Origin of the sequence: Kordia antarctica (assembly GCF_009901525.1) — a bacterium.
In the GTDB taxonomy this organism is placed as follows: Bacteria; Bacteroidota; Bacteroidia; order Flavobacteriales; family Flavobacteriaceae; genus Kordia; species Kordia antarctica.
Map to the genome: position 1 here is coordinate 1,064,653 of NZ_CP019288.1, position 19,834 is coordinate 1,084,486.

Annotated in this window: 17 protein-coding genes; 13 read left to right on the plus strand and 4 right to left on the minus strand. The window is 32.6% G+C overall.

All coding sequences use genetic code 11. The features are described from left to right. Positions 1 to 9 precede the first annotated feature (9 nt). Both IMCC3317_RS04125 and IMCC3317_RS04130 read left to right on the plus strand, forming a co-directional pair. Positions 10 to 531 carry a phage tail protein gene (locus IMCC3317_RS04125; RefSeq protein WP_160128243.1) on the plus strand — a complete coding sequence of 174 codons (522 nt, stop codon included), beginning with the start codon at positions 10 to 12 and terminating at the stop codon, positions 529 to 531. 140 nt (positions 532 to 671) lie between these two features. Beyond that, entirely contained in the window at positions 672 to 1,610 is a 939-nt protein-coding gene (locus IMCC3317_RS04130) for a T9SS type A sorting domain-containing protein (protein WP_160128244.1), read from the plus strand. A gap of 690 nt (positions 1,611 to 2,300) precedes the next feature. Here IMCC3317_RS04130 and IMCC3317_RS04135 read toward each other — a convergent pair. Genes IMCC3317_RS04135 through tilS form a run of 3 tightly spaced genes read right to left on the minus strand, consistent with a single transcriptional unit; the run spans position 2,301 to position 7,881 of the window. Then, positions 2,301 to 4,133 (minus strand): DUF885 domain-containing protein, encoded by a 1,833-nt coding sequence (locus tag IMCC3317_RS04135; protein WP_160128245.1) that lies wholly within the window; start codon positions 4,131 to 4,133, stop codon positions 2,301 to 2,303. Positions 4,134 to 4,147: 14 nt separating this feature from the next. Beyond that, positions 4,148 to 6,571 (minus strand): protein-disulfide reductase DsbD family protein, encoded by a 2,424-nt coding sequence (locus IMCC3317_RS04140; RefSeq protein WP_160128246.1) that lies wholly within the window; start codon positions 6,569 to 6,571, stop codon positions 4,148 to 4,150. Then, complete coding sequence (tilS, locus tag IMCC3317_RS04145) at positions 6,568 to 7,881, minus strand: tRNA lysidine(34) synthetase TilS (RefSeq protein ID WP_160128247.1); 1,314 nt, start codon at positions 7,879 to 7,881, stop codon at positions 6,568 to 6,570. Before tilS ends, IMCC3317_RS04140 begins: the two co-directional genes overlap by 4 nt. A gap of 377 nt (positions 7,882 to 8,258) precedes the next feature. Here tilS and IMCC3317_RS04150 point away from each other — a divergent pair, with 377 nt between their 5' ends. From IMCC3317_RS04150 to IMCC3317_RS04180, 7 genes are all read left to right on the plus strand, one after another. Beyond that, on the plus strand, positions 8,259 to 9,326 hold the full coding sequence (locus tag IMCC3317_RS04150) for a hypothetical protein (RefSeq protein WP_160128248.1): 1,068 nt from the start codon (positions 8,259 to 8,261) through the stop codon (positions 9,324 to 9,326). A gap of 157 nt (positions 9,327 to 9,483) precedes the next feature. Next, positions 9,484 to 10,029 carry a DUF1697 domain-containing protein gene (locus IMCC3317_RS04155; protein ID WP_160128249.1) on the plus strand — a complete coding sequence of 182 codons (546 nt, stop codon included), beginning with the start codon at positions 9,484 to 9,486 and terminating at the stop codon, positions 10,027 to 10,029. Position 10,030: 1 nt separating this feature from the next. Next, positions 10,031 to 10,453, plus strand: a complete 423-nt coding sequence (locus IMCC3317_RS04160; protein ID WP_160128250.1) for an SRPBCC family protein — start codon at positions 10,031 to 10,033, stop codon at positions 10,451 to 10,453. Positions 10,454 to 10,623: 170 nt separating this feature from the next. Continuing rightward, positions 10,624 to 11,148, plus strand: coding sequence for a DUF6584 family protein (locus tag IMCC3317_RS04165; protein ID WP_160128251.1), 525 nt, complete (start codon positions 10,624 to 10,626; stop codon positions 11,146 to 11,148). Between the two features lie 190 nt (positions 11,149 to 11,338). Continuing rightward, on the plus strand, positions 11,339 to 11,818 hold the full coding sequence (locus IMCC3317_RS04170) for a hypothetical protein (protein WP_160128252.1): 480 nt from the start codon (positions 11,339 to 11,341) through the stop codon (positions 11,816 to 11,818). 69 nt (positions 11,819 to 11,887) lie between these two features. Then, on the plus strand, positions 11,888 to 13,450 hold the full coding sequence (locus IMCC3317_RS04175) for an IS1182 family transposase (protein WP_160128253.1): 1,563 nt from the start codon (positions 11,888 to 11,890) through the stop codon (positions 13,448 to 13,450). A 100-nt stretch (positions 13,451 to 13,550) separates the two neighbouring features. Continuing rightward, a complete protein-coding gene (locus IMCC3317_RS04180; RefSeq protein ID WP_160128254.1) occupies positions 13,551 to 14,207 on the plus strand; it encodes a hypothetical protein in 657 nt (218 codons plus the stop codon). 43 nt (positions 14,208 to 14,250) lie between these two features. Here IMCC3317_RS04180 and IMCC3317_RS04185 read toward each other — a convergent pair whose 3' ends face one another. Next, positions 14,251 to 15,816, minus strand: coding sequence for an IS1182 family transposase (locus tag IMCC3317_RS04185; RefSeq protein WP_160128255.1), 1,566 nt, complete (start codon positions 15,814 to 15,816; stop codon positions 14,251 to 14,253). Between the two features lie 202 nt (positions 15,817 to 16,018). Between IMCC3317_RS04185 and IMCC3317_RS04195 the strand changes: the two genes are divergently transcribed. From IMCC3317_RS04195 to IMCC3317_RS04210, 4 genes are all read left to right on the plus strand, one after another. Beyond that, on the plus strand, positions 16,019 to 16,576 hold the full coding sequence (locus tag IMCC3317_RS04195; protein ID WP_160128257.1) for a tetratricopeptide repeat protein: 558 nt from the start codon (positions 16,019 to 16,021) through the stop codon (positions 16,574 to 16,576). Between the two features lie 330 nt (positions 16,577 to 16,906). Continuing rightward, a complete protein-coding gene (locus IMCC3317_RS04200; RefSeq protein WP_160128258.1) occupies positions 16,907 to 17,689 on the plus strand; it encodes a hypothetical protein in 783 nt (260 codons plus the stop codon). A gap of 158 nt (positions 17,690 to 17,847) precedes the next feature. Beyond that, the gene (locus IMCC3317_RS04205) at positions 17,848 to 18,501 is read left to right on the plus strand and encodes a hypothetical protein (protein ID WP_160128259.1); all 654 of its coding nucleotides are present in this window, start codon (positions 17,848 to 17,850) and stop codon (positions 18,499 to 18,501) included. A gap of 71 nt (positions 18,502 to 18,572) precedes the next feature. Next, complete coding sequence (locus IMCC3317_RS04210) at positions 18,573 to 19,709, plus strand: sterol desaturase family protein (protein ID WP_160128260.1); 1,137 nt, start codon at positions 18,573 to 18,575, stop codon at positions 19,707 to 19,709. Positions 19,710 to 19,834: the final 125 nt, after the last annotated feature.

Here is a 19,834-nt window from a genome sequence, read left to right on the forward strand (position 1 = left end):
ATATATATTATGAATCCATTTTTAGCGGAAATTGTAATGTTTGGAGGAAATTTTGCACCAAGAGGTTGGGCATTTTGCGACGGACAATTGCTATCCATAAATGCATATCAAGCATTGTTTTCTCTTTTAGGAACTACCTACGGTGGTGACGGAAGAACTTCGTTTGCTTTACCTGATTTAAGAGGTAGAACTCCACTTAGTCAAGGACGTGGCCCAGGACTTTCTGATATTAAATTAGGTCAAAGAGGCGGTTTAGAAACTATAACTCTAAATGTTACAAACTTACCAAACCATACGCACTCTGGATCAATTAGTGTTTCTAATGTAGCTGCAGATGATGATGTTCCTGGAACTGGTGCTTCGATTGGAAAATCAGAAATTTTTGTAGAAGGTGCTCCCAATACAAATTTAGCTGCAGGAAGTGTAACGCTCAGTAATACAGGAGGTCAACAACCTTTTAACAGTAGAAATCCTTTCTTAGGAATTAATTATATTATTGCTTTACAAGGTACTTTCCCTTCTAGAAACTAATATAAATTCATATATTTTCCGAGTTAAAGTCTATATTACTTATACTTAACTCGGAAAATAATTTCTAAATACATTTTTTGAGAATTTCCCAAAAATAAAAAAATATACTTACCTTAGTGGTAAAATTAAACTACAAAACTATGAAAAAAAATTACGTTACTAAAGTACTCCTATTATCATTTATGATGATTTCAAGTGCTTTTGTTCATTCTCAAGTAGTATTATATACTCAAGACTTTGAAGGTCCTGATTTTGATACTTATCAATTGTACAATTCAGGTAATACTGCTGTTGGCTTTGCAGTTAATGGTAGTGACTATATCACAAGAGCAACTATTGCAAGCTTAAGTGCAGGTTTAGGAAACACGGTTACAGGATTTACGGGCAATGTTATTGCTTTTGAAGATCATGATGGTGCAGGTTTTTTTGGTCAACACCATATTGATACTGATGCAATAAACATTACTGGTGCAAGTGGCATCACTCTCAAAATACGTCTTTCTGCAGCTAGAGGTAGTGATGGAGTTAGATATGAAAGCGGTGATTTTTTACAAGTACAAGTATCTATTGACGGTTCTGGCTATACAACGGTTATAAATACTGGAGGTTCGTCAGCTACTAATAATTACTATGAAGATGTAGGAATGGATGGTATCAATGTAGATGCAAATGATGTTATACTTGATCAGACTTCAAGAGAGATAACTAGGACTATAGCTGGTAGTGGTTCTTCTATGATTGTACGTGTACTTTTTGACTCTCAAGGTCCACAAGAAGAAATGTTGTTTGACGATATTGTTGTAGAAGCTGCAATGGTTTTAAGTGTTGAAGAAACTAACTTAGAAAACAGTGTAGAACTTTATCCAAACCCAACAAGCGGAAATGTGACTATCAAAAATTCTGGTATTGCGTTACAACAAGCTATTATTACAGACATTAATGGTCGTACAGTAGGAACTCATTCACTAAGTGGAGTTTCTCAAGATAAAGAACTTAGTTTGAATCTTAGAGCTGGAGTTTATTTCGTAAAATTAATTTCTGATACAGCTTCAACTACAAAGAAACTAGTTGTTAGATAATTTTTTTATTTAACTTTTATAATATATCAAAAGCGGATACACTTGTTATCCGCTTTTTTTATGTCTTTTTTTGAGATTATATAGTGTGTTTTCTACTGAATAAAGCTTCTCTCCTTCCTCTATTAGTCTTTTTTGCTGAGTAGCTTCAAACCGTATTCTATTGGAAAGAATTGTGATTGAAAATCTATAAGTTTGTATTGTATCACAAACTGTAAATCGCAACGAGAACCTTCTCACGGAAGTGGGAAAAGAGGTTTTGGGATTAGGGATTAGGGATTAGGGATTAGGGATTAGGGATTAGGGAAAATTAAACATAAAAAAAACGAGCACTTTTCAATACTCGTTTTTTCTATTTTTACCTGAGTTCGATATAAAATTCAGAGTGGTTTTTTGTCTTTTCCGCAGTATAGCAGGAATTTTTCGTTAAGAATTTTCGAATTCTTGGAGAAAATTTAGAAAAATTCATGCGGTTTTAGTTTTTCCTTAAAAGAAAAACTAAAAATACCTCTGGAAAAGCGCACTTTCTTTTGTTGACGCCTGTGCTGAACTTGATTCAGTATTCTTTGTGCGAACAAAGAAAACGAAAATAACAAAATGAAAATCAAATACTTAGCACTTCTTTTAAGAATATGTTCAAAATTTTACTTACGCAAACTTTTGTCAAACTCACGTTATTTTATAAAATATAACTTACTTTTTACTAGCAATCCATTCGTCAACTAAATCGCTTAAAACGTTTAGCGGAACTGCTCCGTTGCTTAATACAACTTCATGAAATTCACGAATGTCAAACTTTTCCCCTAATTTTTCTTTGGCGTTTTTTCTGAGTTCAATGATTTTGTTCATTCCAACTTTATACGCCGTTGCCTGACTTGGCATTACAATGTGACGTTCTACCATTTTTACAGCGTCCGATTTTGCATTTGGCGTATTTGCCACGTAATAATCAATTCCTTCTTGTCGTGTCCATTTGCGTGTGTGAATTCCCGTGTCAACGACCAAACGACATGCGCGCCAAAGTTCCATTGCCAAACGTCCGAAGTCTGAATATGGATCGCTGTAAAAGCCCATTTCTTTCGGAATGAACTCAGAATACAATCCCCAACCTTCAATATACGCTGTGTAACCACCTAATTTTCTGAACATTGGTACATTTTCTAATTCTTGCGCAATGGCAATTTGCATGTGATGTCCCGGAATTCCTTCGTGATACGCCAACGCTTCCATTTGATAACTTGGCATTGCTTCCATTGTGTACATGTTTGCGTAGTACGTTCCTGGGCGCGAACCATCTAACGAAGGTCGTTGGTAGAATGCTTTTCCAGCAGATTTTTCACGGAAAGCTTCCACGGCTTTTACCTGAATATCTGCTTTTGGCTTTGTGATAAATAATTCGTCCAAGCGTGATTTCATCGTGCTAATGAGTTCCGTAGCTTTGTCCATGTATGCTATTTTTCCTTCCGCTGTAGCTGGATAATAGAATTGTTTGTCATTTTTCATGAACACGAAAAATTCCTGTAATGAACCTTTGAAACCAACTTTATTTTTGATGACTTTCATTTCATCGTGAATCCGAGCAACTTCTGCCAAACCAAGTTCGTGAATTTCATCAGACGTCATGTCAGTTGTTGTAGTTCGCGCCAAAGCAATGTTGTAAAATTCCGTTCCGTTCGGAAATTTCCATGCGCCATCTTCATCTGTGGCACTTTGTTTTTGTTCTTTTAGTAATACAATTAAAGAACTATATGCAGGTTTTACAGAGTTTAACAATGCTTTTTTTGCTGATTCTTCTAACTCTTTTCGATCTTTATCTTCTAAGTCTAAATCCGCAATTTTAGTTTTAAAATCATCCCAAAGCGTACTGTTTTTTTTACTATTGTCAAATGGTTTTCCTTTGATGATGTTTTTCGAATCGCTAATAACATGGTCAAACACGAATTTGGGCGGCATAATGCCTGCATTTTGAAGTTCTTTCAAGTTTCCTTCCAACTGTGTGAATAATTTGTTTAAACCGTTTAAACGTGAGATGTACGCTTCTGCGTCACTTTTATCTTTGATTTGATGCATGTTGACCAAAAACGCAGGAATTTCAGCTTGCATTCCGTGCATTTGATTCAACGGATAATTGTGCAAACGGTATTTGTAATCACTGATTTGATTGTCTACTTGTTGTTTGTAGAGTTTGAAACTCAACGCTGTAGATTCGTCCAACATTGCTTCTTCAACATTTTCATTGAGCCATTTTGATCGATCTTTTGCTTTTTGAAGTGCTGTTTCGTCCGCGGTAGCCGAAATATCGTCCCATTTTCCATAATCGGTTTTATCGCCGATACGTGTTTGCATTTGCGGAGAATCTTTTAAGTCAAGCTTAAATTGTTCCTGAAACCAATCATTCAGTTGTTTAGAATGTTCTGTGACTTCCGCTTCTGTGTGTGTTTTTTCAGTTGCTGTTTTTTCTTCTTCACAAGCTGTAAAGCTTACAAAAAGTGCAATTATAGTTACATATTTTAGCATGTTTTTCATAAATATTGGTTGGTTTATTTACTTTTATTTTTAAAATTCTCAATTCCAATTTGCAACCAATCTGCATATTCTTCCGCATCTGGTGTGTACCCAACTGGTTTTTGTAACATTTCCATATTTGGAGATATTAATACGTAATATGGCTGTGAATTGTTATTGAAATTCAACGTTTGTAATGTTGCCATTTTATCTCCGTAGGTTTTGATTTTTTTAATGTTTCCATTTCCTTTATCAAATCGGAACTTTTTATCTTCAGGCAATGGTTTACGATCATCTACATAGAGAGAAATTAAGATATATTCTTCTTGTAAAATATTGAATACTTCTGGCTGACTCCATACTTGCTCTTCCATTTTTCTGCAATTCACACAAGCCCAACCTGTAAAGTCTAACATAATTGGTTTATTTTCTGCTTTGGCGACAGCAATTCCTTCTTCTAAGTCTTTGTAACATGGTAATCCAAGCGGACAATCGCCATGTTCTTGATCGTAAAGACTATAGAATAATGGTGGCGGAAAACCACTTAGTAGTTTCAAATTAGCATATTTTGTATTTGTCAATCCAGGAATCAGATAAATTACAAATGCAAAGATTAAGATTCCTAAAGAAATTCTACTAAAGCTTAGTTTTTTGATTGGACTATCATGCGGAAATTTTAGCTTTCCAAATAAATATAATGTCAAACCAATTCCTAAAAGTACCCAAATTCCAATAAAAACTTCTCTTTTTAACAATCCCCAATGTGAAACTAAATCTGCGTTTGACAAGAATTTTAACGCCAATCCAAGTTCTAAAAATCCTAAAACAACTTTTACTGAGTTTAACCAACCGCCTGATTTTGGCAATGAGTTTAACCATTTTGGAAACATTGCAAATAGTGTAAATGGTAAGGCTAATGCCAAACCAAATCCACTCATTCCCATTGTTAATTTCATTGCGGGATCGCCTGCGGCAAGTGTTGTACTTCCTAATAAAGCTCCTAAAATTGGGCCTGTACACGAGAAAGAAACAATTACTAATACCATTGCCATTAAAAATATTCCGACAATTCCTCCAATATTGTTTGCTTTTGAATCTAATGAGTTACTCCAAGAAGCTGGAAGTGTGAGTTCAAAATATCCAAAGAATGAAAATGCAAATACTACAAATACGATAAAGAATATGACGTTCAATGTGGCATTTGTAGAGACATTATTTAGTATTTCTGGATCAAGTGAATCCAATACGTGGAATGGTAAACTTAATAAGAAATATACTAAGAATATAAAGAAACCGTACAACATAGAGTTGAACAATCCTTTTTGTGAGTTTGCACCACTTTTTGTAAAGAATGAAACCGTTAGTGGAATCATTGGAAATACACAAGGTGTTAACAATGCGATTAATCCTCCTAAAAATCCTAAAAAGAAAATAGCGAAATTACTTTTTTCTGAAATTTCTGTATCATCTTTAAACTCTTCTTTTCCAGTGATTCCTAAATCTAATTCTTTCGATAATAATATATCTTTTTCGGTTAATTCAGCACTTTTTGTCGGAACAATTGTTGAATTATCTAATGCAATTACAAAATCAACACCAGTTGGCGGCAAACACTTTTCGTCATCGCAAACCATGTATACGACTTCTGCATTGATGATTTTTGTTTTTTTATCTTTAAGCTTTATTTTTTGTGTAAATGTGGCTTCTTTTTCATAGAAAGAAATGTCCATTTGAAAGACTTTATCAAACACATCTTTCGTAGGTGATTCTTTTACTTTACCAACTAAATCATACGTTTTTCCAGCATTTGGAAAGGTAAATTCTGTTGGATATGGTCCTAAATCTCCATAACTACGTTGCGAATATAGATGCCATGTATCTTCAATACTGGCTTTCATAACAATTTCATATTCGTCGTCTGAAAGTTTATTTACAGAAGCTTTCCACTTTACTGGCTCTAATATTTGTGATTGTCCACCAAAAGGGCTTTCAGTAGTAGCGTTTCCAGGAATCTCAAACGTAAATTCTTCTTCACCCAAAACACATTTTTCATCATCACAACTTTGATAAATAACGTCGGAAGTGATAGAAGTTACATCAGTATTTGTAATTTCAATTTTTTGTGTAAATGTGGCTGTTCCTTCAAAATACGTAAGTTCGGCTTGAAATACTTTGTCAAACTTCGTAATTCCTTCACTTTCTGTATTTTTTCCAACCAATTTGAAATCATTAATTTGCTGAATGGAATCGTACATAAATTCCGTTGGAAATCCACTATTCTCCGTTAAATACTGAGAATACAAATGCCATTTGTCGGCAATTTCTGCTTTGTAAATTAGATTGAATTCTGTGTCTGAAACTTTTTCAATTTCCGAAGTCCATGTAACAGGCTCGTCCATTTGTGCATGTACAGCAAAACTGGACACACATAAGAGTAATAGCGTAATTAGTTTTTTCATTGCAATGTAAACTTAATAATTGTGTTCGTTTGTTGGGTTAATTTGTATCGATTATCAGAACGTTTTCCAATAATCCATATGATATTTTCTTCGCTGCAAAGCAACCATTGATTTTCTTTATCTAGCAACGAATACTTTTCATCTTTGAAGTATTTGCTTAGTTTTTTCTTCCCTTTCATTCCAACGGGATAAAAATAGTCACCATTTTGCCATTTTCGTACGATTAAAGGAAACTTTAACAACTCTTTATCAACATAAAGAACATTCTTCTCTCTATCAGTTACGTGTGTTACTTCTTCAATGTGCAACCGAATTGGTGTTTGTATGCTTGCTTCCGAATCGTTTATTTGTATAACTTCGCCATTTTTTTTGGTATTATTGCGATTTTGCAATAATAAATGATCTCTATCTTTAATCAATCTGTAGGTTGTTGAAAACAATTGCTTTCCACTTTGTCCAGCTAACAAAGATACAATATCATTCCACTCGGTAAAGCCGTATTTTCGAAACAATTCGTATACATATGCTTTTGAATTTGCATGTTTTTGTAGCTTCTTGATTTCAATCTTATAACTTCCGTCAGCAACTTTCTCAACAACCTTTTTACGCAGTTTTTTTATACTTTTATTGATGATGATTTTGCTTTCGCGTAAATGTTCTTGCGTTAATTGAAAGTTCTCGGTAAAAGTTGGATGCAATTCTCGTAACAACGGCATAATATCGTGTCGAATCTTATTTCGTAAATATTTAGTAGAAGCGTTACTGCTATCTTCTCGCCAGAGTAAATTATTCGTTTCTGCGTGTTGTTTAATTTCACTTCGCGTGAAAGGCAACAGCGGACGAACTATGTTTCCGTTTCGCTCAGGAATTCCTGTTAAACCATCAATTCCTGTGCCTCGTGACAGATTTATTAAGAACGTTTCCAATGCATCATCGGTATGATGTGCTGTTAGAATATAATCATATACATTTGCTTTTGCAATGGTTTGAAACCACTCGTATCGCAACGAACGCGCTGCCATTTGAATAGATTTTTTTTGTGCGTTTGCGTAGGTTTCTGTGTTGAATTTCTTTGTGTAAATTTCAACGTTGAGTTTCTTCGCGAAAGCTTTTACAAAAACTTCATCTTCCTCACTTTCTTCGCCGCGCAATTGAAAATTACAATGTGCAAACGCTATGGAGAAATCAAGTTTGTGAAACAAATTTGCCAACACAACGCTGTCCAATCCGCCACTAATAGCGATTAGTAGTTTCGTGTCTTTTAGAAACGGTAGATTCTCAGCAATATGTTTTTCTATATTTCCTAGCAAACGAATAGATTAAACAGAGTAAAACCCTTATAATTTATAGTGTTCCCAAAGATACTTAAATACGTGAATTATCAATATAAACTGCTTAGAAATATTGAAGTTTACACAGTGCATCAATGTCCTAAAGTACTGATGTTTGAATAATAAGTTTAAAAAACTATTATTGATTTTCACTTTACGTAGGATTTTTATAGTTTTAGCAGTAGCTTAATTTTTAAGACTAATTGTACGATTACAAAAATAAAAGAATCGGGAAATAGTAACTCAAAAGTTCTGTTATCCCGTAATAGTAACTGAAAAACAAGTATATTTGTTTTGATATAACTAGTTGTGGTGCATTAGAGAAAAACCACTTCAAATTGAAAATTTAAGAATTTATGAATAAAGGTTTGATAAAAATAATTGCATTAATATTTGGACTTTTTTCGACCTTTTGTTTTTCACAAGATTATTTAGTGACAAACGAAAACGATACTATATATGGAAAAGTTGAATGGAAAACCAACATAACAGTTTATGTTAAGACCAAAGACGGAAAAAAGAAATTTAAAGCAAATCAAGCTAAGTTCTTTAAGCGAGGTGATTTTAAGTTCTCTTCAATCAAAACAAGTATTCCAGAATTTCTTTTAGAAGTAAAAAAAGGCAAAGTATCATATTATAAAGAATCTCATTTAAAATCGAGATTTACTTTGAATTATGTAAGACAAGTTTTTCTAGAATACAATGACAAAATTTATCCTATTAATGTTGATACGAACATTAAAGGAAGTGGATTCATAAGCAATATATTTGGAAACATACAAGGTGCTGGTCAATTGGGATTTTATTCTTCAAATTTCAAATGGAGTTTTTATCAGATCTTGGGAAAAGAAAACACTCTGTATCAACTCATTAAAAATAACAATTATACATTTGAGGACATAGAGTTACTTGTTGATTTAGCGAATATCTCAATCGAAAATAAATCTGACTTTGAAAAACGTATAGATACAACATTAAAAAGCGGATATGCTAAAGGTTATGTAATTAAGAAAGAAAAAGATACAATTTTTGGTTCAATAAAAATGAACAGAAGATTTGTTTTGAGTGACAAAGTCAATTTCATTTCAAAAAGTGGAACAGAATCAAGTTATGAACCTAAAGAATTAATTGAGTTTAAAATTAATGATAGAACATATAAAAATGTTCAAATTAAAAACAAGATAAAACACCTTGTTCAAATAATTGAGGGGGAAATTTCAATGTATCGTGATTTAAAAAAAAGACAGAGTTACTTAACTAAAGACTTCAAGGAATTTATAGCAGTTGACAAAAAAGAAAAATATCTGAAATTATTTAAAGACAAGCCTAAAATTTATAAAAGAATTATCGATAACGAATACAAATATTTCGAATTTAGAAGTGTTGTAAAATTATATAATAACGCACCACAACACCGTATATAATTTATTGCTTGGTCATTGCCTACTTACGAAAATCCTCGCGGATTTTCTATTCGGTTTTTATTTGCTAAATTACGTGCTAAACCACGCAACAAACCATATACAAACACGTTAGCCGTCATTGCAAAACGACACTCTACAAATAATTGACAGACGAAAAATGAAGACATACATTTCAATATTAAGGGGAATAAATGTGAGCGGACACCGAAGGATAAAAATGGACGCTTTACGACAATTGTATTCAGACCTTGGCTTTGAAAATGTAAAGACTTATATCCAAAGTGGAAACGTAGTATTTCAATTTAAGCAAGTAGACAACAAAAAACTTGCTGACAGAATTGAAATGGAAATTACCAAAAGATTTGAATTCCAAGTTCCTGTTTTAGTGAAAGAAATAAACGAATTGAAAGAAATCGTAAATCAAAACCCATTTCTCAAAGACACTTCAAAAGATATTTCATTTTTACACGTTACTTTCTTATCGGACATACCAACAAAAGAAAATTTAGATAAAATAATAAGTGGTCAATATCAACAAGACGAATTTCAAATTTTTGAAAAATCAGTTTATCTTTATTGCCCAAACAGTTACAGTAATTCAAAACTGACAAATAGTTTTTTTGAAAGTAAATTAAAAGTTACTGCAACAACAAGAAATTGGAAAACAACTAACGAATTAATCAACATTTCAGACAAACTATAATATGGCAACTAATATTTCAAAAATCACAATTAACGCAACAGTCCAAAAAGTTTGGGACGTTCTGACAAAACCTGAATTCGTAAAACTTTGGCAATTTGGTAGCGAATTACAAACAACTTGGAAAGTTAATAGTGACATAAAATTTATTACCGAATGGGAAGGACAAACATTTAAGCAATGGGGAAAGGTTTTAGAAATGCGACAAAACGAATTGATAAAATATAGTTTGTTCGCACCAAGACCAGACCTTGAAGACAAACCCGAAAATTATTTTGTGATGAACTATGTTTTGACCAACAACAATGGAAAAACTAAACTTGAAATTATTCAAGAAGACAATAGACCAAATGCAATACAAGAAGAAGAACAAGGCGAAGAAAATCCAATTTTGAAATCACTAAAAGAAATTGCGGAAACGAACTGACAAAAAACAACGAACGGCTAACAATGTATATAAAAAATAGGCGAAACAGTAATAATATCAAGGCTTGTGGCTCGTATCAAGTTTTGTGCTTTACCGAAAGTTTCGTGCTTCGAAATCGCCTACTTTTCATATACTAACCGTTGTGGTACATTTAAAACAGAGTTCTTGATTTGAAAGAAAAATTAGTAAAAATACAATCAGATATTGACAAAGGGTTAAAATTTAAATCTTCTGATAGACTACGAAATCTTATTAATGAAAACCCAAATGAAACTGAATTGTGGAATCAACTCGCTGAATTGTATTATGAAAGTGGATTTTTAGATGCTGCAGGAAAATATTGGATTTTGACTGAACCTACTAATGACCGAATTAAAAAAAGTGTGGAAATCTATGAAAAATCTGTAAATTATTCGGGTTGTCAAATTTTACAAGAAATCAAATTTCGCGGAGATAAAACTAAACTCTCTGAATTTGCCAAAAAAAAGTTATCTGAATTAGAATCTGACAGTAAAAAGAAAACGAATCGTATTCCTAATTTCTTACCAAGAACTAACAATTTCAAAAGCAAGGATAAGGACTACAAGAAGACTTTTAATGAAAAATTATTTGGTTTTCTGTTTTTTGGAATTTTAGCTGGAATCGGAATTTTAATAATAATCGGAATAGCAACTGTATTCGATTGGATATTCTAAAAAAACGATACCACAACAACGTGTATAAAAAATTGCTACATTAGTACTTAATTAATGGTCGTTGCACTTTTGTTACGTCTGATTTTCCTTCGGAAAATCCTCGCGCACAAAAACGCAACTTTCCATACACAAACCCGTTGTGCGTAATGCGAGAAGCATTGTGCAAATTGAAAAATTAAAAGATAAAATTATGAGCATAGAAAAATTTTTAAGTGACTTTGACGAAAACAATAAAAGAAAGTCAGATGCAAAAACGCGAGAAGCATTAGCGAAAGAAAAACAAAAAGCAGATGATGAAAATTATCTTGCTGAATTCAAAGAGTATTATGAAAATGTTGTAATTCCGGAATTAAAAGCAATTGACAAAAAACTCGGAGATAGGTTTCATCTGAATTACTCTGATTCACCTGAAATGTTGCAAGCAAATAGTTATTTTTCAAAAATTCAAATAGTTCCAAATTTTGAACATTTCATAACTGAAATAAACGTACAAATTAGTGCTGAAGGAGGAAGAAGACTTATTACACTTTCTGGAACACCGAGTTCGAAAAATGGACGAAGTTCAACTGACGGAACTTTAAGTTTCCAAGATGTAATGGAAGCATTTAAGAGAATTAATCTTGAAGAGGAAATATCTAAAATTTTAGAAAAATCTTTCGTGAAAGGATAAAAGCACTACGCACAACACCGGTGCCTGTTGCACAAGCCTAAGGTATTGATAAATTTCGTATCTTGATATATGCAAGGCAAAAAAATCTATCAAGAAAAACTATTCAACAATTTTCAACTAAGTGATCGGATTCCAAAAGAAAATTTTTATCGTCGTTTATCTTCTGAGTTAGATTTAACGTATTTGTATGAACTAACAAAAATCTATTACGGAAGTAGCGGACAAAAAAGCATTGATCCTGTTGTGTTCTTCAAACTATGTTTGGTTGGTTATTTAGAAAATATTATTAGTGATCGTAAGTTGATTCAGCATTGTAGTTTACGCTTGGATATTTTGTATTTTCTGGGGTATGATATTGATGAAGAACTTCCATGGCATAGTACGATAAGTAGAACGCGACAATTATTCCCTGAATCAATATTTGAAGAAGTTTTTACACGAGTTTTCATGCTTTGTGTAGACAAAGGAATGGTAAGCGGTCACACACAAGCAATCGATTCTGCACCAATAAAAGCGAATGCTTCGATGGATAGCTTGGAGTTAAAAGTTCCTGAAGAAGAATTGGACGCACATTTATCCAAAGTTCGGGTTCAGAGTTACCGAGATCGTCAAGTTCAAAACAAGGCAAGTAAAGAACAACAGGTTATTACTGCTAACGATCAGGAACTCAAAGCTATCACATCAAGGAACAAGAAATGGGCAAAGGATCAAGATAGGCGACCAGGCGCAGGCAATAAAGGAAGTCGGTATACCAGTAACAAAACGCATTACAGTCCCACAGATCCTGATGCTCGCATTAGTGTAAAACCTGGCAAAGCAAGAAAGCTCAATTACATGAGTCAACTCAGTGTAGACACCGCACATCATGTGATTAGCGATATTAAGGCATATCATGCTGATAAGAGAGACAATCAGTATTTGCAAGATATAACTATTAGAACTCAAAGACGTTTGCGAAAAGGAGGATTATTATGGGAAAATCTAGTGGCAGATACTGGGTATAGTAGCGGCGAGAACTATGCCTTTTTAGAATCTCAAGGTTTAAAAAGTTACATTCCACCGCATGGTACTTACAAAGGTGGTCCAGATGATTTTATATATGACAAAGAATCGGATCATTATGTGTGTCCACAAGGAAAGATTATTCCTTTTAAAAAGGTATTTTATGAAGGAGTAAATAACAATAAAAAGAAAGAATATCGTGCCTCAAAAAAAGTATGCATCGGTTGTCCACTAAGAAGCACTTGTTTAAAGAAGAGTCAAGAAAAGCGTATTACGATAACCTATTATGTGGAAGAATATGAACGAAACATTGCTAGAGTCCATAGCAATCAAGGACGTTATATGAAGAGGAAACGTCAAAGCACAGTAGAACCAGTATTTGGTACACTAAAGGAATATATGGGACTCAGAAAGATCAATACTTTAGGAATAAAGCAAGCAAATAAAGTAATGCATATGGCTGCTATTGCTTATAATCTGAAGAAATACCTAAAGTTCGTTACAAAAATGGCAAAAAGTGCAGCCAAAATAGGCAATGCTATTTTTTCAGAACTAAAAGCAACTCAAAACTTCATAGCAACTATTTTAAGCCATGTAAATTATTCAAATGTACACTTACTAAAAACCTAAAAAAGCCCTTAAAAGGGCTTTTTTTATATTAATTTTGTTGTTTTTATAGGCTTGTGCAACGGTTACACCGTATAAAAATAATGCGCTACGATGTTAGGTTATGAAAAGTGACTTCTTTTTCTTGGCGCACTATTCTTATACCAAGTCGTTGGCAACAATAATGAAAAATCCGAACTTCGAAAATATAAATCTGTTTGAATTTCTAAAATCGGAATTCAAAACACGTAGAAAAAGGAAAGGAATTTTCGGAACAATCTCCTCATTTTTTCAACTGTTCGTTTTTGGAACATTTAATTATCAAACAAAAAAATCGTGGAATGAAATTCACAAATCGATAGAGAATAAACTATTGAATTTCTATCCTGAACTGAATTGCAAGTTCAATGGAAAAAGACCAACTTTTATCGAATTATTAAAAAATTACGGAACTGAACGAATTGAATTCAAATTTAATAAAGCGCACGTAGCTGTTACGAACGATTCTCTTTACGTTTTCCCATTCGATTCGGCTGAATTGAAAGACCAAGGAGCTTATTATGATATGCTTGAGGAACCATTTCGGATAGTTTATAATACAACAGAGAAAAATGATAAATATTCCGTAATAAGTACTATTTCGGAATTTATATCAATGAAATCTGAAAACGGAAAAACGAATATTGAATTTAAAACAACAGAATTGAATGCTAGAACGGAATTAATATTTGACCGAGAAATTACAGTTGCCAACACCGGTAACCGTTGCACAAGCCTATAAAAACAACAAAATTAATATAAAAAAAGCCCTTTTAAGGGCTTTTTTAGGTTTTTAGTAAGTATACATTTGAATAATTTACATGGCTTAAAATAGTTGCTATGAAGTTTTGAGTTGCTTTTAGTTCTGAAAAAATAGCATTGCCTATTTTGGCTGCACTTTTTGCCATTTTTGTAACGAACTTTAGGTATTTCTTCAGATTATAAGCAATCGCTGACATATGCATCACTTTATTTGCTTGCTTTATTCCTAAAGTATTGATCTTTCTGAGTCCCATATATTCCTTTAGTGTACCAAATACTGGTTCTACTGTGCTTTGACGTTTTCTCTTCATATAACGTCCTTGATTGCTGTTCACTCTTTCTATATTTCGTTCATATTCGTCTCTGTAATACGTAACCGAAAATTTCTTTTCTTTAGCTGTTTTACCTAAACATTGCGAAGCTATTGGACAACCTTTACATATTTTGGAGGAACCACGATATTCTTTTTTTTTGGTCTTTGTTCGATAATCTAAAAATACCTTTTTAAAAGGAATAATCTTTCCTTGTGGACACACATAGTGATCCGATTCTTTGTCATATATAAAATCATCTGGACCACCTTTGTAAGTACCATGCGGTGGAATGTAACTTTTTAAACCTTGAGATTCTAAAAAGGCATAGTTCTCGCCACTACTATACCCAGTATCTGCCACTAGGTTTTCCCATAATAACCCTGTTTTTCGCAAACGTCTTTGAGTTCTAATAGTTATATCTTGTAAATACTGATTGTCTCTCTTATCAGCATGATATGCCTTAATATCGCTAATCACATGATGTGCGGTGTCTACACTGAGTTGACTCATATAATTGAGTTTTCTTGCTTTGCCAGGTTTTACACTAATGCGAGCATCAGGATCTGTGGGACTGTAATGCGTTTTGTTACTGGTATACCGACTTCCTTTATTGCCAGCACCTGGTCGCCTATCTTGATCCTTTGCCCATTTCTTGTTCCTTGATGTGATAGCTTTAAGTTCCTGATCATTTGCAGTAATAACCTGTTGTTCTTTACTTGCCTTGTTTTGAACTTGACGATCTCGGTAACTCTGAACCCGAACTTTGGATAAATGTGAGTCCAATTCTTCTTCAGGAACTTTTAACTCCAAGCTATCCATCGAAGCATTCGCTTTTATTGGTGCAGAATCGATTGCCTGTGTGTGACCGCTTACCATTCCTTTGTCTACACAAAGCATGAAAACTCGTGTAAAAACTTCTTCAAATATTGATTCAGGGAATAACTGTCGGGTTCTACTTATCGTACTATGCCATGGAAGTTCTTCATCAATATCATACCCCAGAAAATACAAAATATCCAAGCGTAGACTACAATGCTGAATCAACTTACGATCACTAATAATATTTTCTAAATAACCAACCAAACATAGTTTGAAGAACACAACAGGATCAATGCTTTTTTGTCCGCTACTTCCGTAATAGACTTTGGTAAGTTCATACAAATAATCTAAATCTAACTCAGAAGATAAACGACGATAAAAATTTTCTTTTGGAATCCGATCACTTAGTTGAAAATTGTTGAATAGTTTTTCTTGATAGATTTTTTTGCCTTGCATATATCAAGATACGAAATTTATCAATACCTTAGGCTTGTGCAACAGGCACACCGTGTATAATTTATTGCTGGTTCTCGCCTACTTACGAAAATCCTCGCGGATTTTCTTGGTTTGTGTTTTATTTAGTAACTTTATTGCTTGGAAACACGCAACTTTCCTTACACAACAACGTTAGCAAATATTTGAACTCACTCACTAAAATATGAATAGACTTTTGACAATTTTATTTTTAACTTCTTTCTTATCCAGTTGTAATGAAAGTAAAGAATTATTCGATAATTTCAAACTTATTAAAGGGAGCGAACTATATGGAGAGGGAAAATATGAGGAAGCCAAAAGAATATACTTGAACGTAATAAATTCTAATGCAAAAATTGATAGTACAACTTTGAGTAATATATATACACTTATTGGAAATGTATATGAAAAACAAGATAGTCTTAAAATGGCTGAAAAGTATTATTTAAAATCAAAAAAAATGGATGATACTTATTGGGAAATATGGTTTCATTTAGCAGTATATTATGACAAAACTAATGATTTAGAACGGGCGAAAACAAATTATAATCAAGCGGTTAAACTTAATCCCAAAAACAATTCTCTTTTAAATAACAGTGCTCTTTTTTATTTTGAAAGAGGCAATAATAGTCAAGCATTGGATTTGATTAATCAAAGTTTTGAAATTGACAGTTTGAATGAAACAAGCATTTGGCTAAAATCCAAAATTTTGAATAAAATAAAAACTGAAACTAAAAACTAAAAACGTTGGGTAATATTGGTGACAGTTGCACAGCTATCTTTTTTAATAATATTTCAAAATTTTGAACAAAACACAAAATAATTAATACTGATAATCAGTTAACTGCATTATATTGAAAAACAAAAATATAAGATTTAAAGAATTTTTTGACTTGTGCAACAATCACAACGCGTATAATTAATTGCTTGTTTATAGTCTACTTACGAAAATCCCATTTCCATAAACTCAGTAACATCTAAATTTTCTATTCCGTTTTTATTTGCTAAATTAGGTGCTTAACCACGCAACTAATCATACATAAAAACGTTGGCAACAATATAAACAAACATAATGCGAAGAAAAATAATCATACTTTTATTAATAGCAATATTCACAACTTTTGGATATGCTCAATCGGAAAAAATTAATATTAAAACAGACCAGTTGAAAGAAGTAAATTACCTGAAAATGGATGATTTTTATTTGACCCATTATTTATATATCGATCTGTTTTTAAGAGAAAACCTGTTTCCTGAAGCCAATCCAGAAGATGTTTCGTCAATTATCAACGCTCTTAAAAAATATGTTTCTGTAGAGAACAAATTAGAAATTGAAATTGAAAAACCTGGAAAAAGAAATTACTTAATCCGATTCGCAATTTTAAAGAAAGACGACGGAACTGAACTTTTAATTGCTTTCACAAATTGGACTGTAAAGAAAAAGGAATTTGAAAAAGAAATTAAGCTAGAAAATGATTCCTACACTAGATGGTATTTTCTTAATGGAAACAAAATGACTTATAGAAAAGATATGTCCAATGAAAATGATTATTCAAGTATGAATAAATCTGACTTGGCTAATGCTTATCTATTTGATGAATTAACAGATAATGATTCAGAGATTAAAAAAACAATAGAGGAATATTTAAAGCAAAGCGATTTAAGTATTTCAGATGAAATAATGGCGAATTTAATTCTTTTAAAATATCAAATTTTTAAAAAAGAGAATAACAATGTGGCGAAGCAAACTGAATATTTAGATGAATTATTTGAAATAAATAAGTCTGAATCTAATTTGAGAGGTTTACAAATGGCTTTTAATGCTACAAAATTTCAAATAGAATTAGCGAAATAAATACTGTGTACAACAAACATCGTATATAATTAATTACTAGCACTCACCTACTTACGAAAATTCTTGCGGACTTTCTATTCGGTATTTATTTGCTAAATTAGTTGCTTAACTATATAACTAATCATACAAAACACGTTTAATACAATAAAAAATTCCGAATGATCTCAAAAAATCTTATTGCAATTTTATTTTTAATCACACTATTTTCTTGCGGAACAACAAAAAATAGTACGAATACAACTGATGAATATTTTAACATCAAAATCTCTCAAGATGGAAAAATAGTAAAAGAAAAAAATGGCATCGTTGAACTCAGTAAGAAACCATTTAAAATTCATGTAGACCTCGTAAAAACTGATCACGTTTATGTGTCATCATCTTGGGGGAAATATTATTACGATTACCCAATTGAACAGAATATTTTTGAATGTAACGATAAAAGCTTTTTTAAAGACTGTCGATTTGTCGCAATAAAAACTGGAAATGAAGACAAATTCAATGTAAACAAAGATATTTATGTTGGAGATGGAAGTTATCAAAATGTTTGGTTTTATGAAGAAGATACAGAATGGCATCGATTTGACAAAGACATAAAAGTCGAAAACGGAATCACATATGCAACTGTGACTGTTGAAAATATCTACGATATGGACAAACGAGATGAAAGAAAATATCCTGAAAGTGAATACAATTATCCGATTGAAAAGATTAACTCTGATATTTATTTCGTGTTTGCAACAGATCATTATGAAAAAGGAATGGAACATCCTAAAGAACTACAACGAAAGAAAATACTACTGAAATTCAAATAGTTATGCTAAATAGTATGTGTAATTTTGAAAATAACGCGTAAACCATTACAAATCAAAACCAACGAAACAATATGACCCAAAACAAACGACTTAAAATTGGAGAAGGCACAATTAGCGGTTACATTTCCATCTTTTTGGCAATTGTATGCTTAGGAACAACTATTTGCGCTTATTTTCCAGAGTATTTAACGACTGCCGATTTTCGAGAACTTTACAAACCTGGTTATATAAAGTGGGCGTTTTTAATTGTGCTGATGGTATCTTTCGGGTTTGCCTTAGTGAGTTTCATTCTAAGCAAAAAAACAAAACTAGGGTTCTATGCAATACTAATTATCGCGGCTTCCATTTTCTTGGCTTCAGGATTGCCTGAATATCAAGAAATAGACTCAAAACCGTTCACATTAGGAATGGATTGGCTCCTACTCGATATTCTAATTTCTGCCGTTATATTTATTCCGATGGAATTGTTTTTACCAAAAAGGTTGGAACAAACAAAATTTCATGCGGAATGGAGAACCGATTTAGTGTATTTTATCATCAGTCACTTACTAATTCAAATTATTGGAATCCTTGTGCAATTGCCCGCAGTAACGATATTTGCTAACTTTGGATTAAGCGGATTTCAAGAATGGGTTCAAGGTATTTGGTTTATTCCACAACTATTTCTTGCATTGTTTGTGTCTGACTTATTTCAGTGGACAGCACATTATTTTTTTCACAAAACTCCGTATTTATGGCGTTTTCATTCCGTTCATCACTCCACAAAAGACATTGATTGGTTGGCAGGTTCAAGAACGCATTTTGTTGATTTAGTCGCTGTACGCGCCATCTCTTTTTTGCCTTTATATGTATTCGGATTTAGCACAGCAGTTTTTACTACATATGTAATTATAGTTTCATTTCAGGCAGTATTAGCGCATGCAAACACACGTATTAATTTTGGGTTTCTTCGCTATGTATTTGTAACTCCGCAATATCATCATTGGCATCATTCTGACGATCCAAAAGCGTATGATAAAAATTTTGCCATTCACTTTCCATTCATTGACATGCTATTTGGCACATATTATCCAATGGGAAAAACGTGGCCTGAAAATACAGGTCTTGGAGAAGTAAAATTTCCTAAAGGATTTTTGAGGCAGTTTGTCTTTCCATTCAGAAAAAACCCTGCAAATGATAATGAAATTGAGAATCCTAGTGAACGTTGATAATATTTAAATAACGTGAGTTCGATACAAAATTTCAGAATGCTTTTTTTGTCTTTTCCGCAGTATAGCAGGGATTTTTCGTTAAGAATTTTCGAATCCTTGGAGAAAATTTAGAAAAATTCATG